At 41.2% G+C, this 16,782-nt stretch carries 10 protein-coding genes; 4 read left to right on the top strand and 6 right to left on the bottom strand.

Annotated elements, in window-relative coordinates; genetic code table 11:
- Window positions 1-97: 97 nt before the first annotated feature.
- The 4 genes from CGC64_RS04040 to CGC64_RS04055 all read right to left on the bottom strand — a co-directional run bounded on the left by CGC64_RS04040 (window position 98) and on the right by CGC64_RS04055 (window position 4,181).
- On the bottom strand, window positions 98-2,020 hold the full coding sequence (locus CGC64_RS04040) for a DEAD/DEAH box helicase (protein WP_005676907.1): 1,923 nt from the start codon (window positions 2,018-2,020) through the stop codon (window positions 98-100).
- 109 nt (window positions 2,021-2,129) lie between these two features.
- The gene (locus tag CGC64_RS04045; protein WP_005676908.1) at window positions 2,130-3,050 is read right to left on the bottom strand and encodes a carbohydrate kinase family protein; all 921 of its coding nucleotides are present in this window, start codon (window positions 3,048-3,050) and stop codon (window positions 2,130-2,132) included.
- Window positions 3,038-3,643 (bottom strand): SIS domain-containing protein, encoded by a 606-nt coding sequence (locus CGC64_RS04050; RefSeq protein WP_005676909.1) that lies wholly within the window; start codon window positions 3,641-3,643, stop codon window positions 3,038-3,040. The genes CGC64_RS04045 and CGC64_RS04050 overlap by 13 nt, the downstream gene beginning before the upstream one ends.
- A 4-nt stretch (window positions 3,644-3,647) precedes the next feature.
- Complete coding sequence (locus tag CGC64_RS04055) at window positions 3,648-4,181, bottom strand: LOG family protein (protein ID WP_005676910.1); 534 nt, start codon at window positions 4,179-4,181, stop codon at window positions 3,648-3,650.
- 105 nt (window positions 4,182-4,286) lie between these two features.
- Between CGC64_RS04055 and CGC64_RS04060 the strand changes: the two genes are divergently transcribed.
- A complete protein-coding gene (locus tag CGC64_RS04060; RefSeq protein WP_005676911.1) occupies window positions 4,287-5,507 on the top strand; it encodes a M16 family metallopeptidase in 1,221 nt (406 codons plus the stop codon).
- Window positions 5,508-5,721: 214 nt separating this feature from the next.
- On the opposite strand, the gene CGC64_RS04065 is transcribed toward CGC64_RS04060, so the two are convergent.
- Complete coding sequence (locus tag CGC64_RS04065; protein WP_005676912.1) at window positions 5,722-6,993, bottom strand: DUF2264 domain-containing protein; 1,272 nt, start codon at window positions 6,991-6,993, stop codon at window positions 5,722-5,724.
- 15 nt (window positions 6,994-7,008) lie between these two features.
- Window positions 7,009-8,310 (bottom strand): glycoside hydrolase family 88 protein, encoded by a 1,302-nt coding sequence (locus CGC64_RS04070; RefSeq protein ID WP_005676913.1) that lies wholly within the window; start codon window positions 8,308-8,310, stop codon window positions 7,009-7,011.
- 336 nt (window positions 8,311-8,646) lie between these two features.
- Here CGC64_RS04070 and CGC64_RS04075 point away from each other — a divergent pair, with 336 nt between their 5' ends.
- The 3 genes from CGC64_RS04075 (at window position 8,647) to CGC64_RS04085 (ending at window position 16,691) form a co-directional block, all read left to right on the top strand.
- Window positions 8,647-11,835, top strand: a complete 3,189-nt coding sequence (locus CGC64_RS04075) for a SusC/RagA family TonB-linked outer membrane protein (RefSeq protein WP_005676915.1) — start codon at window positions 8,647-8,649, stop codon at window positions 11,833-11,835.
- 9 nt (window positions 11,836-11,844) lie between these two features.
- Entirely contained in the window at window positions 11,845-13,779 is a 1,935-nt protein-coding gene (locus tag CGC64_RS04080; RefSeq protein ID WP_005676917.1) for a RagB/SusD family nutrient uptake outer membrane protein, read from the top strand.
- A gap of 80 nt (window positions 13,780-13,859) precedes the next feature.
- A complete protein-coding gene (locus CGC64_RS04085; RefSeq protein WP_032855099.1) occupies window positions 13,860-16,691 on the top strand; it encodes a M60 family metallopeptidase in 2,832 nt (943 codons plus the stop codon).
- The last annotated feature ends 91 nt before the right edge of the window (window positions 16,692-16,782 follow it).

Here is a 16,782-nt window from a genome sequence, read left to right on the forward strand (position 1 = left end):
CTTATAAAAGGTTATATAAACGTTTTTGGTACAACTTTTTTAAAGAAGTAACCATTCCCTCAAAAGGGGAATTCTATGGTTTTTGCTTTGAAAGTTTTTATTTCTTTGGTTTTCTGCGTGCCCACCCTTCTTCACTGAAGTCTGGTTCTTTGTCTTTAAAGAATTCCTGCCAGTCGTCTTTCTTTTTTGGACCGCGAGCATCCGAATAGCCTCGTTCTGCACGACTCGGTTTTTCTTTTTTGCCGGATTTTGGACCTTTGGTAGAAGCATCTTTTGTTTTTCTATCTTTATTGTCGTAGCGTGGAGTACGATCTTCTCCTTTGCCGAATCGTTTTCCGCCTTTGCGTTCACTTGAACCGTTTTCATGTCCTTTTCCGCCTTCTTCACTAGATACTTCTACTACGACTTTCCGTCCGTTCCATTTCGCACGGCTTAGAGCTTTTACGACATTGATAGCCTCTTTTTCGGGAACTTCAAAGAAAGAGAAGTTCTGCATTAAGTCGATACGTCCTAATTCAATGCGTCCACGTGTATTGCTATTCAGCAAGCCGATGAGGTCACTGGGGAAGAAACTGTCCGTTTTGCCCAAGTTAATGAATAAACGGTTGAAGCCCGGAGCAGCTTTCCGGCTTCTTTTTTCGAAACCACCTTCTTTTCGGTCACCTCTTCCGGTACGTTCGCCACGGCTATCGGTCGGTACTTCTATTTCTGCGCGGTTGCGGTAATATTCGGCAAAGCGGTTAAATTCGTGAGAAACCATTCGTTTAATCAAGTCTTCCTTACTTAACCATTCTAGCTTACGGTAAATATCGGGCATGAATTCAGAAATCTCCTCTTCGTTTACTTTTACTTTCTCGAGGTCGTCAATTACTTTAAGTAACTGTTTCTGGCAAATTCCTGCTGCCGTCGGCATTTCTCCGGGAATAAACTTCTTGCCGATAATACGTTCAATTTCACGCATTTTCCCTTTCTCACGCAGGTTGATAATGGCGATAGAAGTACCTGTCTTGCCGGCACGTCCTGTACGTCCGCTACGGTGAGTATAGCTTTCCGTATCATCCGGCAATCCGTAATTGATGACGTGTGTCAGGTCGTCCACGTCCAGCCCGCGGGCAGCTACGTCCGTAGCAACGAGCAGTTGCAGGTTACGGATACGGAATTTCTGCATCACGGCGTCACGTTGTGCCTGTGACAATTCACCGTGCAATGAGTCGGCATTATAACCTTCCTGCATCAGTTTATCTGCAATTTCTTGTGTTTCCTTACGTGTGCGGCAGAAAATGATACCGTAAATTTGCGGATAATAGTCTACGATACGCTTCAGTGCTTCATACTTATCTTTAGCATGAACGGTATAGGCAACGTGCTTTACGTTGCTGGTACTTTCATTCTTGCGGCCGATAGTGATTTCTTTAGCGTTGCGCAGATAGTTCTTTGAGATACGCGCAATTTCCGGGCTCATTGTTGCAGAGAAAAGCAACGTATTACGTTCTTGGGGAACATCGGCAAGAATAGCATTGATACTATCCGTAAATCCCATATTCAGCATTTCGTCCGCTTCGTCCATTACCACGTTGCGAATAGTGGACAAGGATACGGTCTTGCGCTCCATTAAGTCCAATAAACGTCCGGGAGTGGCCACGATGATATGTACACCGCGTTTCAGGCTGCGTATCTGACTGTCAATAGAAGAACCACCGTATACCGGGAGTACTTTCAGCCCGTCAATGTATTTGGAATAATCGTTCAAATCTCCTGCTATCTGGAGACAAAGCTCACGAGTAGGGCAGAGGATAAGCGATTGTGGAATTCTGTTCTTTACGTCAATCTGTTGGAGCAAGGGCAGGCCGAATGCGGCTGTTTTACCTGTTCCTGTCTGTGCAAGAGCTACTACATCATTATTTTCTCCTAAAAGGTACGGAATCACTTCCTCTTGTACCGGCATGGGATTCTCGTATCCCATTTCTTCAATTGCTCTACGTATCTCCGGAGAAACGCCAAGCTCTTCAAATGTCTTCATTAAATCTCTGTATATCTTTTATTTCGGGTGCAAAGATAGTCAATATAGTTGAATCAACTATCATTTATCAGTTAATAAAATATTGTACCGCTATTCTATTTCGCGGGTATTATTTATAGCTTTCCGCAAATTCTACGGATACGGAGTTGCTGAAACTCCGGCAGACTTCTGCGGCAAAGTCTTTTCCGCACTGGATAACCTTATCCCAGGTTGCTTCGTTCAGGTTGTTCAAATCACGATATCTGACGTCGTATTTAAGTAATCCGTAGATCAGCCCGGCATTGAAGTTGTCACCTGCTCCAATGGTACTGACAGCTTCCAATGGTTCTATCGGATAATCTTTATTAACTAAATTTGTACGGAGTGATACTTTTTCTCCTCCCGCAGTACAGATAAACCGAGGACAGTAAAATTTGATTTTATCCTTGTATATCTTGTCCGCGTCCTGCATGCCGTACATATAGAAAAAGTCCTCCAATGAGCCTCGTACAATATCCGCATATTCCAAATTCTCGATAATGGTGGGAGCGAGTTTCATCGCTTCGTTTTTGTGTGAAGAACGGAAGTTGGGGTCATAGTAGATAATAGCTTTTTTCTCGCGCGCCTGGTCGAGCAGTTCGAGAATCTTTTCCCGCAATACCGGATTCAAGGCGTAGTAGGAGCCTATCATGACAATGTCGTCTTCTTCCAGTTTTGGGAACAGGACATCGAGACGTTGTTTGGGGTAATCCTTGTAGAAGATATATTCGGCATCACTTTGCTCATTGAGAAAAGCCAGAGATACCGGTGATTTCCCGTCAGGGAATACATTCACATGGTCGGTCGGGATATTGTTGTCACGCATGAATTGCAGGATAATGTTTCCCACGCGGTCGTTACCGGTTTCGCTGATGAAACCGACGTTTGCTCCCATCCGGCCTAAGGATACGATGCCGTTGAATACAGAGCCTCCCGGTACGGCTGCGGAAGGCTGGTCGCCTCGAAAGATGATGTCGAGGATTGTTTCTCCGATACCGATTACTTTTCGCATAGTGATCTTGATTTTTCTCCCAGATAACCTCCGTGGTGGCGTTTCGAATATTCGGCAATGGTGAATCCGGTTTCCTTCATGGTCTGTACTACCAGAATATCACCGATAACAGTCATGGCAGTAGTCGAAGTAGTAGGAGTCATACCCAGCGTACAAACTTCGGCAGGTTTACCGGTACTCAGGCAAACATCCGATTCGTGCGCCAACGGACTATCTGGATTTCCCGTGATAACGATAAACTTCAGTTCCGGGTCCAGATTGTGAGCAAGTTGGGTAAGTTCGACGATTTCACGCGTCTTGCCGGAGTTGGAGATAAGCAGGAGCAAATCATTTTTCTGCAGGATACCCAAGTCACCATGTTGTGCTTCGCTAGGGTGCAGAAATACAGAGGGAATACCCGTAGAACAGAAAGTGGTAGCAATGTTCATCGCAATTTGTCCGGCTTTCCCCATACCGGAAGTTACTAGTTTTCCCTTCTTCTGATGTATCTGTTCAACAATAAGTTGTACTGCTTTCTCATAAGCGTCTGTTACAGGGATATTGAGCACAGCTTGTGCTTCCTGTTGCAAAAGTTGTTTAATGGAGTCTATCATATGATCAGTTTATTTTTTCTTTTAGTTCATCCGGAGTGTTTGCTATTTCGTAATAGGTTGAGAAAGGTTGGCGGGCAAAGCCTTTTTCTTCCAAGGTTTTGAGTGCTTTCAGCAGCTCGTTGTAGAAACCATATTCGTTATAGAAGATAACTTTCTTGTGGTGGTAGCCAATAGAAGCGGCAGCTATAACGTGGAAAACTTCGTCGAGTGTGCCTACGCCTCCAGGCAGTGCCACCAATACATCCGACTTTTCCGTCATTATATCTTTGCGGTCGCTCAGGTTGCGGGTATGAATCACCTCGTCCAGTAGAGAGCTTACTCTACCATTTTCTTCCAGTTTGGTCGGGACTACTCCAATGACCTTACCCCCGTTTTCTTTTACGGTGCGTGCTACGCATTCCATAAGTCCGAGGTTGGCTCCTCCGTAAATCAACGTTTTGCCTGTCTGTCCTATCCATTCGCCTATTCGGCGAGCACTTTCGAAGTACATTTTGTCAATGTTTTCAGAGGCAGAACAGAAAATTCCTATCTTTTCCATATACGTTGTAACTGTTATAGTCCACAAATATCTGCAATTTTCTATAAACAGCAATAAGTTTTATTGTATTTTTGTGGCATTAATTCAATAAGGAAGTAGAAAACAATGCATTGCAACGAATATACATTACCTAATGGCCTGCGTATTATCCATGAACCGACGCTTTCAAAAGTAGCTTATTGTGGTTTTGCGATTGATGCCGGCACCCGTGATGAAGCGGCAAATGAACAGGGAATGGCTCATTTTGTAGAACATCTTATTTTTAAGGGAACGGTGAAACGGAAAGCTTGGCATATTCTCAACCGAATGGAGAATGTAGGCGGTGACCTCAATGCTTATACGAATAAAGAAGAAACGGTTGTCTATTCCGCCTTCCTGACAGAACATCTGGAACGTGCGCTTGAGCTACTGGGGGATATTGTATTCCATTCTACTTTTCCGCAACATGAGATTGAAAAGGAAACAGAAGTGATTATTGACGAAATCCAATCCTATGAAGACAATCCTTCCGAATTGATCTTCGATGATTTTGAAGATATGATATTCCGTAATCATCCGCTGGGAAGAAACATTCTGGGGAAACCGGAACTTCTGAGGAGTTTTCGCACGGAGGATGTCCTGTCCTTTACCCGTCGGTTCTATCAGCCGGGGAATATGGTATTTTTCGTTCAAGGACAATATGATTTCAAGAAAATTATCCGTCTGGCAGAAAAATATATGTCGGATATTCCTGCTGTGGAAATTGAGAACCGCCGTACGCCTCCGCCTCTTTATATTCCTGAACATTTAACGGTAACTAAAGACACACATCAGGCACATGTAATGATTGGTAGCCGTGGATATAATGCATACGACGACAAACGTACCGCACTCTATCTGCTGAATAATATCCTCGGCGGTCCTGGAATGAACAGCAAACTGAATGTTTCTCTTCGTGAACGCAGGGGATTGGTTTATAATGTCGAATCCAATCTGACTTCTTATACCGATACAGGTGCTTTCTGCATCTACTTCGGGACGGATATTGAAGATATGGATACTTGTTTGAAATTGACCTATAAGGAACTGAAACGAATGCGGGATGTGAAAATGACTTCTTCTCAGTTGGCGGCAGCCAAGAAGCAGTTGATCGGACAAATCGGGGTGGCCTCCGATAATTTTGAGAATAATGCGTTGGGCATGGCGAAAACTTTCCTGCATTACCATAAGTACGAATCATCCGAGCTTGTCTTTAAACGTATAGAGGCTTTGACTGCAGAGACTTTGTTGGAAGTTGCCAATGAGATGTTTGCTGAGGAATATTTGTCAACGCTGATTTACAGGTAGTATTGTGAGATTGCTATGCAGTAAAAGATAGTGGTATACGGATTAAACCATTTGGATCCATCCCCTTGTATTAACTCTATACCGTTATACTAGAGGATAATACAGGAGGATGGTAATTGGTTATTTAATCACAACATTTTTATTGTTTATATACAAATTTTCATGCCTTGCTAAGTTATAAAGGTTGGTTTCTGGACCATTTGATAACCCTGTTTTAGTATTCCACTTTGTAATCTTTGTGTAGATGTCCTCCTTTCCAAGCTTTTTTGCTAGTCCAATCTGCGTATGCATCTGTCCAAAACGGATCATCAGCGGGAAGACCGAGAGGTAGAAAACTTAAGGTTGCCATATAAAGGCTGCCAGTGGAGGTATAACCATCAGCACATTCTGGCTGATGACCGTTGAAGCCGAGCACTAACCAACCATCCTTATCGAAGTTCTGATTTCCCTCATACATATTTCGGTGTACGGCAGTCAGGGCGCAACGTACTTGGGCGGGAGAAACGTGTGAGGGCAATTTTTTGCGTAGAGCTACGTCTGCTAACGATTGGAATGCAGCGGTACGATAAGTAACCGAACGTCCGAAAGCGGGATATGTGCCATCGGGAGCTATCATACGTTCACAAAATTCAGAGTGGCGTATCATGCGGTTCATAGCTTCGTCTAGCTCCTTCTGACTTGCCCAACGTTTAGGTAAAAGATTTTCCAGCATAGCTACCATCATAGAATGCATCACGTAGGCGTTATAATTATCCATACTGAATGATGGACCATCACTATACCAGCCATCGCCTACATACCATTCTTTTACCTTGTTTTTACTTACACGAATACGGAACTGGTCGTATTGTACACCTTTTCCCAACAGAAATGATTCTGTTAGTCCGGTGAAGAGTAACCAGTTGTTGTAAGCACCAGTACGATCACGTAAGGATTGGAAGGATTTAATATAGCGTTCTTTTGTAACTTCATCCAATGGTTCCCATAAAGCTTTGGGGGCGCGGAGGAAGGCATGTACCAGATAGGCGGCATCTACGATAGGTTGAGCGTGTTTGGTGAAGTTCAGTAAGTCGGGTGATGCAGGATCTACTGCATTTTTTAATCCTTTCAGTACTTCTTCACGCATCTGCTTGCGTAGTTTGCCTTCTTCTGTATCATCATCGGGGAGTGCTAGCCAAGGGGCAACCCCGGCGAGTGTGCGGCCTACAGCTTCCAGATGTGTCATGTCTTTGTAGCCTGCTGTTTCACCGCTACGGGTCTCAATGGGCATATTCTGGTGTAGTGTTCCTTCTGCGAGGTTATGGATGACAGGATATGATATTTTCCAAAGTAGCTTTACCCATATGGCGCGATCTTGGGTGCCAGTGGTTTGAATTTCCGTCATGGGAATATTCTTCTTTCCTTTTTTCTTGTCTTTGGCTTGTACTCCTATTGGCAGTAGTATTATAGCCGTTAGTAAACAGATTAGATAATTCTTTCTTTTCATGTTTTTTCCTTTTATTTATAGTGGACTTTTTCCGTCCAGCATTCGGTTATAACGATGTAAAGCTTCGATGAAATAGTAGTCGGCATACGTTAGCGGCACATCTATTTCTGAATTGTGAGGTACGGCACCTACACTATGCATCAGTATAAAGTTTGCATTCTTACCTAGCTCGGCGCGGTAGTTGGTACTACCTAGTGCATGTAGAATCTGTTTGGCACTTTCCAGATATTTCTTGCTTTTGCTACCTTTGCTATAAGTACTCAGTTCCAGTAATGCCGAAGCTACGCAGGCTGCGGCGGAAGCGTCGCGGTAGTTATTTACCATTTTGCAGGCGTTGGAACGGATACCGGGTGTGTAACCTTCTTGAAAGGCGTTAAAGTCCCACCAGGCAACCTTGTCGGAAGGAAGGTTGGGATGATCAAGGTAGAAGTCTGCCATCTTTTCTGCAGTTTTCAAGAAGCGTTTGTCTTTCGTCTCACGGTAACACATGGTAAATCCATAGATTCCCCAAGCTTGTCCACGTGACCAGGCTGAATTATCTGAATATCCCTGAGAAGTCTCTCCTTTGATGGGCTTGCCTGTTTTTTTATCATAATATATGATGTGGAAGCAACTGTAGTCCTTACGTACTTGATGGTGCATTACTTGTTCTGCATGTGAAATAGCCACTTTACGAAAACTTTCATCACCCGTCACTTTGGAGGCATGGAATAATAGTTCTAGATTCATCATATTGTCGATGATAACAGGAAAATCATATACTTTGTCACCGTGCCAACTGCGAAATCCATTCCATGATTGAATGACTTTTGCTTGAGGGCGGAAACGTGTACAGAGTGAACGTGCCGATTCTACTAATATGTCCTCATATTCGTCTTTTGGTGCGAAGCGATTGGCATTACCATAGCTGCAATACATCATGAATCCAATATCATGATTGTCTGTGAAGGTCTTTGCGGGTTCCATTTGATGTGTATAAACTAAGGCAGAGTCTTGCAAAGCTTTGTCGCCTGTGTAGTTTGATAGATACCATAATGTACCAGGGAAAAAGCCTGCTGTCCAAAGGTAAATACTTCCTTTGCTGGGAGTACCGTCTTTGCGTATACTGTGTGGCATGATAGCTTTTCCATTTTTTCCTTGTGCAGGGGTTTGCATCATCAAACTATATTGTTTGGTGGCGAATTCCATATTCTCTTTGATAAATGCTTTTTCTGCTTGGGGCGTTTGAGCTTGTGCGGCAGTTAGTGAATATGCCAATGCAGTAAGTACAATCCATCTTTGGGGGATTGCCGGATTCTTCTTTATAAATTTAATCATGTTATTAGATATTATATGTTAGATGTTTTTATGCTGCAAAGTTATTCCTATATAAAATAGGTAGGGGGATATTCCGTCCATTCGAAGGGGAGTTTGTGTTTTCACTTTTGTTTTTAACGTTTTGTCCGGTAAGAAGCTTTTTTAGGAAAGAAATCGTTAATCCTCTCTCTGTTGTGTTAAAATAGATTTTTTTCATGGAGAAGACAAATTCAGTACCTGAAATAGATGAAATATCCTCTTTATTTGAATGGAATTATTCACTTTTGTGCCTGTAAATAATTAACCCTTTATCTAAAATAAAACTTTTATTATGAAAACAAAAAACTCTTTATTATTATGAAAAAGAAAAGTGGCATAATTCTTAGTGCGCTTCCTTTGTTGACTTTAGGTCTTTGTTTCATTTCGAATTCTTCATTCGCAAATGGAGTAAATGGAAATGAGGTGATTTTAGTTAATTCTATGGGAGCACAACAAAAAACGGGCGAAATCCGAGGTGTTGTTTTGGATGGAAAAACGAGTGAACCAGTTATTGGTGCAGCTGTCAAAGTAAAGGGAACTACTGTTGGTACTACTACTAATCTTGATGGTGAATTTATTTTGAAAGCATCAAAAGGAGATGTGCTTATCATTTCTTATTTGGGGTATGAGAGCAAAGAAATCAGTATAAGTCATTTGAAGACTTATACAGTTGAGTTGAGTGAAGCTACTGAATCATTGGATGAAGTGGTTGTGACTGCTTTTGGCGTAGGACAAAAGAAAGAAAGTTTGGTTGGTGCTGTGACACAGGTGAGACCTGCTGAATTAAAGGTACCTTCTTCTAGTTTGTCTACTTCATTTGCCGGACGTCTTTCGGGTGTCATTGCTGTACAACGTAGTGGTGAACCGGGTGCCGATGGGGCCAGTTTCTGGATTCGCGGTAAATCTACCTTTAGTGGCGCAACTGGTGCACTTATTATTTTGGATGGTGTGGAAATCAGCAGTACTGAATTGAATTCACTCGATGCTGAAGCTATCGAGAGTTTCTCTATCTTGAAAGATGCTACTGCTACTGCGCTATATGGTACACGCGGCGCCAATGGTGTAATGATTATTACTACCAAAAGTGGTAAAGATCTCGACAAGCCTATTATTAACTTTCGCTTAGAGGGAGCCTTGACCTCGCTAACCAAAGTTCCTGAAATGGCTGATGGTGTAACCTATATGGAAGCTTATAATGAAGGAGCCGCTCGCCCCACTTCGGCTGCTACTCCCTATAGTAGGGAAAAGATAGAAGGAACACGTGCCGGACTCAATCCCTATCTTTATCCTAATGTAGATTGGTATGATGAGATGTTCAAAAAAAATGCTTTTGCCCAGCGTGCCAACTTCAATATTCGTGGAGGTAACAAAAAAATGGACTACTTTATGAGTGTGGGTGTGAAACACAGCGATGGTAACTTGAACTCGTTGAGCGAGAAATATGGTTTCAGCTATAATAATAACATCAATGTAACCAACTACGATTTTATTAATAACTTGAATGTACAAGCGACTCCTACTACTAAACTGTCATTGGGTTTGAATGCCTCTATTAAAGATTGGAAAGGACCGAATGCTAGTACAAGTTCTTTATTTGCATCTACTATGGAACACAATCCTGTAGACTATCCTGTTTCTTTTCCTGCTGGTTATGGATATGATACCGAAGATATTATGTGGGGGGATAAAAGTGGGGGCCCATTTGCTACCGGTGGATATATGAATCCTGTAGCTGACTACGTGACCGGATACAAAACAAACCATACCAGTATTATTACTGCCAATTTTAAGTTGCAGCAGGATTTGGGTATGTTTATAAAAGGATTGACATTCAATGGATTATTCTCTTACAAAAACCATTCAAGCAGTAATGCCACTCGTGTGAGTGACTATAATGCTTTTGAGGTCGCTTCTCAAAATGACGAAACCGGTGAATATACTCTTCGTAGAACGGGCAATGAACGTGGTACTGCTATTAAAACCTCGGGCTCGCATAGCGGTAACCGTAAACTCTATCTGCAAGCTACTTTAGACTATAAACATACCTTTGGCGGTGTACACGATGTGAATGCCATGTTTTTGTTTAATCGTCAGCAGTACAATACAAATAATGTGACTGACCTTTTTTCCTCACTGCCTGAGCGCAAACAGGGTATTGCCGGACGTGTGTCGTATGCTTACGATGGTCGCTATATGGCTGAAGCTAACTTTGGTTACAATGGTTCGGAAAACTTTGCATCAGGTAACCGCTATGGTTTCTTCCCATCTATCGCTGTAGGATATAACATATCAAATGAGAAATTTTGGGATAATATTCGTCCTGTGATTTCCAACTTAAAACTGCGTGGATCGTGGGGATTGGTAGGTAATGATAATACCGGAGCCGGACGATTTACTTATCTTGAAGATATTGATTTGGGTGGTAGTCCTGGATACACTACAGGTGTCGGTGGAAACAGGGTAACTTACAAGGGACCTAAATGGTCTCGTTTCTTTAATCCAAATTTGGGATGGGAAATAGGAGAAAAGATAAATGTAGGTATTGATCTTCAACTTTATAATAGTTTTAATCTGACAGTCGAAGCATTCAAAGAGACTCGTAGAGACATCTTCTTGAGTCGAGGTAGTACAATCCCCGATTTCTTGGGTTTGAGCGGAGCAACGGTATATGCTAACTTAGGTAAGATGAAAAATATAGGTATGGATTTGTCGATAGATTATAACAAACAGGTGAACAAAGATCTTTTTCTCTCTTTCAAGGGAACATTCACCTATGCGCACAATACCATTTTGGAACGAGATGAGCCTCCTTTCCAAGAATATCCTAACTTGTCATCGGTAGGGCATTCATTAGGGCAATATTTGCTCTATATTGACAACGGATTATTCCCCGATGAAAAGACCATCCATAATAACCCCGATCAAAAAGCTTTGGGATACACTCCACAACCTGGGGATATTTGGTATCATAATCTTCCTAACTACCGTGGTGAATATGATAATGTGATTGATGGCAATGACCGACGTTATGTGGGCAATCCGCAAGACCCGGAAATAGTATATGGTTTTGGTCCTTCTATCAAATTCAAGAAATGGGATTTCTCTTTCTTCTTTCAAGGAGTAGCTAAGACTTCAATTTTGATGAGTGGTATCCATCCTTTTGGTGAGGCACGTATCCGCGGCTTGTTTAAATACATAGCCGATGACCACTGGACTACTGAAAACCAAAATATTGATGCCAAATATCCGCGTTTGACATTGGAAAACAATGGCAATAATACACAAAACTCAACCTATTGGTTACGTAATGGTTCGTTTTTGAAACTGAAAAATGCCGAAGTGGGTTATACTTTCAAAGGCTGGCGCTTCTACTTAAGCGGACAGAATCTGTTGACATTTTCCCCTTTCGATTATTGGGATCCTGAAATGGGGAGCGGTAGTGGTATGAAGTACCCCACTCAACGTATCATCAATTTTGGTATTCAAGTAACCTTTAATAATAAATAAGAATTCTATATGAAAAAGATAGCAAAATTTTTAATCGTATTGGGAATGATGGGGCAACTTAGTTCTTGCGATTATCTAGACATTGTCCCCGATGAACGTGCACAAGAATCGGATACTTGGAAGACGGAAGGTGCGGTAAGAGGATATCTCTATTCTTGTTATGGCTATTTACCGGCTAACAGAACTTTCGGTAACAGTTATTGGCTTGCGGAAGAACTCACAGCTGTTACCAAAGAATTGTTTACCACTTTCAAATACGGTTATTATAGTCCTGTCAGTTTGGGATTTACTAGTAATACATGGTCTACTATTTGGAATGGTATTCATCAATGCTACATGTTCCAAGAAAGCTTGAAACAAGTGTCCAACGAATATGTAACAGACGAAATGAAAAAACAATATTTGGCAGAGTCTAATTTTTTGATAGCTTATTATCATTTCTTGTCTATGCGTTCGTATGGTCCGACCATGATTATTCGCAGTGTTATAGATTTAGAAACACCCATTAGTGGTTTTCCCGAACGTAGTAGTATAGACGAAGTAGTGGCCTTTATTAACGAAAAATTGGATGAAGCAATGTCTGAAGGCGGACTACCTACTACATGGAGTGGAAAAGATTATGGTCGTGCCACACGTCTTGCAGCATTAGCATTGAAATCCAGAGTTTACCTCTATGCTGCTTCACCGCTCTATAATGGAAACACAGAAATGTATGCCGATTTCCGTAGTCCGTTAGATGGACGTCAGTTAATAGCTCAAGAGAAAAGTCAAGCAAAATGGGAAATAAGTGCTACCCAAACAAAGTATGCAATTGATGAAGTGGAAAAAGCTAAATTCCATCTCTATCACGATGCGGATGCCGGTGAACCAAGTGATGCTAAACCGGGACTTCCCAATAAAGCACAACGAAGATTGAGATATACCAATATCGACAATCAGACAGGGAATAATCCGGAAATTATTTGGGCTGACACACGTAATGATGACTATTATGGAATACAGCGTCGCTGTCCGCCTCGTCAGACGCTCGGTGGTAAGTTTGCTGGTATCAGTATGACTAACTGTCCTACTTTGCAAACCATTGAAGCATTTTACACTAAAAACGGGCTTCCAATAAATAAGGATAAAACGTTCGACTATGACGAACGTTATGAATATATTAGTGCTCCGGAAAATTGTGATGGAAACAATTATGAGGATCTTGTGAAATATGCTAATTTTACTCCTAGTAGTGATAAGGTAATGCGTCTTTGCACCGATCGTGAGCCCCGATTTTATGCGTGGACTACCTATCATAATGGATATTTTGAATTTGGTAAATATAACAATGAAGAAATTAGTGCTGATCCGGCTAAGCGTGCTATCAGAATCCATTTGTTGAGAGATGATCCTCATGGTCGTGGTAATCGTACCGATCAGGAGTATTCTATTTCTGGATTTGGAAATAAAAAGGGTGTTGTACCGTCCGCTGAATGGAATGTAATAGAATATCCATTTCCGTTATTCCGTCTTGCAGAGCTTTATTTAAACTATGCTGAAGCTTTAGTTGAGTTGGATCGTTTATCCGAAGCTAAAGTATATTTGGATAAAGTACGCGAACGTGCCGGTATTCCTAGTGTAGATGAGGCTTGGGATAAGTATTCTACTAATCCTGGTTACCAAAACACTCAAGAGGGGATGCGAGAGATTGTACGTGCAGAACGTATGAACGAGTTATATTTAGAAGGTCATAAATTCTTCGATATTCGTCGTTGGAAAATAGCAGAGCAACATTGTGGAATGCCCGATCGCGGACTGAATACTAATGCTACTAAGGTGGAAGATTTTACTCCGATGGATCTTCCATTACCGCGAAATTTCCATAAGGGACAATATCTAATGCCAATTCCTTATCAGGAAATTAACAAATGCCCGCATATTGTGCAAAACCCTTACTATAATTAAAGAAAAAGCTTTCTCTCTCATGTCTATTAGGGATGAGGGGGAAGGCAAATAAAGTATCTAATACAGAAAGAAAATATACTATGAAGAGTAATTTATTAAAAAAAATAGCTGGTTGGGTTATAATGGTGTTCTTTGGGATGACTATATTAACTGGCTGTGACGATTATAATTTTGATATACCGCTCACTCCGTTTTTGCTCTTAGACAGCTACAATGTGAACTTTGACCAAAACAGTGGAGAACGGATACTGGAGGTTCGTTGTAACGAAGAATGGACTGTAGAATTGAGCAAAGAACTACAAGGCTGGTGTAGTGTGACTCGTAATGAAGATGACAATTTGATTGTAAGTGTTATTTTGAGTGAAGACAAATATGTGCGTAGAGGTGAATTCTATGTAAAGGCATTTTCTCAAACAGATACTGTACGTGTAGCGCAGTTAGGTTACCAACAAGCTATTTTGGTATCTCCTCAGAACATGAATATCGATGCTGCCGGAGATAAAGTATTGGTGGAAGTAACTTCGAATGTAGACTATATTATTACCCTCCCCGATTGGATAATAAAAGAGACTCAACCTGATACCCGTGCTCCGCAGGAAACTGTTACCAAACAATACCTCTTTAAAATAGAGAGTAACAAGGGAGCAAAACGTATGGGTGAAATTGTGTTTGCCGATAGTGATGAAATGTCCGACTTGGAGCCAACCGTTATTAATGTGGTGCAAAAAGGACTGGATGTTTACGAACCTGTTGCACCTGAAGAGGGCAACGATATTCAACTGTTTCCCAACAGTGCGGAAGGTGATGGTGGTGTGCCCGGTGGAAATTATGATGCAACTTTCGATAATGATTTGACTACCGAATGGCAAGCGAATTGGAAAGCTCCAATAGGATTGGTATATCCTCAGTATATTGAATATACTTTTGATGAACCGGTAGATTTGGACTACATCATTTATCATTGTACCTATTCTGCTAATCGTTTTAAAGATGTGAAGATTGAAGTGTTGACCGATGTTAATAAAACACGTAGTGCAGAATATGTGAAAGTATACGAAGGGACATTTGATAACGCCAACTCTACACGTGCAGACTTCAATGCTTCCCAAAGCAATGTGACAAAGGTAAAATTTACTATCAGTACTTGCTATAATATGAGCAAACCATTGCGGTGTCAAGAAATGCAGTTCTTCCAAAAAGATCCCAATGCTTTCAAATATGATGAACTGTTTACTGATATCGCTTGCACTGACTTGAAGCCTACCGTCACCGAAGAGGATATTTTGAATTGTAAGAGTTCATTTTACAAGACTTTGGCTTGGTTTATGTATAATAATGAGTACCAACGTGAGTTCCGTATTGCCAACTATAAGGCTTATCCGCATCCTGATATCGATGCTGCTGTTAATAAAACAGCTAAATATAGTTTACTTGATAATCCAACAGGAATCTTTGTTCCTGCCGGAGAGAACTTGGTAGTAATGGCCGATTTGAATGGATTGGATAAAGTGAATATCCGTGTACAGAATCTCGACAAACCAGGACAAGATGGATTTGGAGGAACGGAATATACCATTGTAAACGGTGTTAATACTATTAGCATTAAAGAGAAAGGACTTGTGTATGTGATGTATCACAAAGATGATTATGAAAATGCCCCTGAAATCACTCTGCATTTTGCATCGGGTAAGGTAAATGGATATTACGATAGTCAAAATCCAAAACTGAAAGGACGTTGGAAAGAGTTACTCAATAATAGTGTAGATACTCACTTTGATGTGATAGGTAAATATGTGCATCTTACGTTTACTACGCGCAGTTTCTTGAATTATACTAAGGATGTAGATAACCTGATTAACCTTTATGATGATATGATTTATCGTCAGCAAGAGTTCTTGGGATTGGAAAAGTATGATCGTATGTTTCATAATCGTAGTTATTTCCATGTCCATTATAATAGTGGCTCATTTATGTATGCTACCGATTATCATACAGCCTACATTGAAAGTAGTTTGAATTATCTGGCTGATGAGACCCAAATGGCGGCCAATTGTTGGGGACCTGCACACGAATTGGGACATATTCATCAAACTCGTCCGGGATTGAAATGGCATGGCATGACAGAGGTAACAAACAACATTACTGCCATTTATGTACAAACTAAGGTCTACAACGAGCCGTCACGTTTGACTGTTCAGGATCGTTATGTGTCGGCTTTCAATAGCATTATGGCAGGTCAAAAGGCACATAATGCCGAAAGCGATGTATTCAACAAATTAGTTCCGTTCTGGCAATTGGAACTCTACTTTGGCGAAGTGAAAGGAAACACTCCGATGAAACGGACCGATCACGGAGGTTTCTATGCAGACATCTATGAGAAAGTACGTACCACAGCTAATCCGACAACCGATGGTTTGTGCCAACTCGAATTTGTTTATAATAGTTGCGTATCGGCTGGTATGGACTTGACTGGTTTCTTTGAGAAGTGGGGATTCTTATCACCCATCGATATGATGATTGGTGATTATACCAACAAACAATTCACCATCACTGAAACAGAGATAGCCAATGTAAGAAATCGTATCGTTGCCTTGGGATTACCTAAATGTACAGATGCTGTAGAATATATTGTAGATAACACCGTAGATATCTTCAAGGATAAGAAGAATGTTATAGCCGGTATAGCTTCATATCAAGAAGAAACCAACGATGAAGGAATCACCACTTCTACTATTACCGTTAATAACTGGCAAAATGTAGTAGCTTTCGAAGTGCTCAATGCCGACAATAAACTTATTTGTGTATTTGAAGGTAGTAAGAAATCCTATAAGATGAATACTGCTTGGGAAAATGGATATAAGTTGATGGCCGTACAATATGATGGTAGTCGTATAGCCGCTTCTATTAAATAAAATAGAGGCGCTATTTGAAATGAAGGCTGCTTATTTTAGCACAACCTGTTAGAATAGGCGGTCTTTTATTTATCTTTGTATATAAATTAAT

This window comes from Bacteroides caccae (assembly GCF_002222615.2).
Taxonomy (GTDB): Bacteria; Bacteroidota; Bacteroidia; order Bacteroidales; family Bacteroidaceae; genus Bacteroides; species Bacteroides caccae.

Bases quoted from the DNA above. Each gene is read 5' to 3' on its own strand.
- CGC64_RS04040 (WP_005676907.1), bottom strand. From the start codon at position 2,020: ATGAAGACATTTGAAGAGCTTGGCGTTTCTCCGGAGATACGTAGAGCA.
- CGC64_RS04045 (WP_005676908.1), bottom strand. From the start codon at position 3,050: ATGCGAAAAGTAATCGGTATCGGAGAAACAATCCTCGACATCATCTTT.
- CGC64_RS04050 (WP_005676909.1), bottom strand. From the start codon at position 3,643: ATGATAGACTCCATTAAACAACTTTTGCAACAGGAAGCACAAGCTGTG.
- CGC64_RS04055 (WP_005676910.1), bottom strand. From the start codon at position 4,181: ATGGAAAAGATAGGAATTTTCTGTTCTGCCTCTGAAAACATTGACAAA.
- CGC64_RS04060 (WP_005676911.1), top strand. From the start codon at position 4,287: ATGCATTGCAACGAATATACATTACCTAATGGCCTGCGTATTATCCAT.
- CGC64_RS04065 (WP_005676912.1), bottom strand. From the start codon at position 6,993: ATGAAAAGAAAGAATTATCTAATCTGTTTACTAACGGCTATAATACTA.
- CGC64_RS04070 (WP_005676913.1), bottom strand. From the start codon at position 8,310: ATGATTAAATTTATAAAGAAGAATCCGGCAATCCCCCAAAGATGGATT.
- CGC64_RS04075 (WP_005676915.1), top strand. From the start codon at position 8,647: ATGAAAAAGAAAAGTGGCATAATTCTTAGTGCGCTTCCTTTGTTGACT.
- CGC64_RS04080 (WP_005676917.1), top strand. From the start codon at position 11,845: ATGAAAAAGATAGCAAAATTTTTAATCGTATTGGGAATGATGGGGCAA.
- CGC64_RS04085 (WP_032855099.1), top strand. From the start codon at position 13,860: ATGAAGAGTAATTTATTAAAAAAAATAGCTGGTTGGGTTATAATGGTG.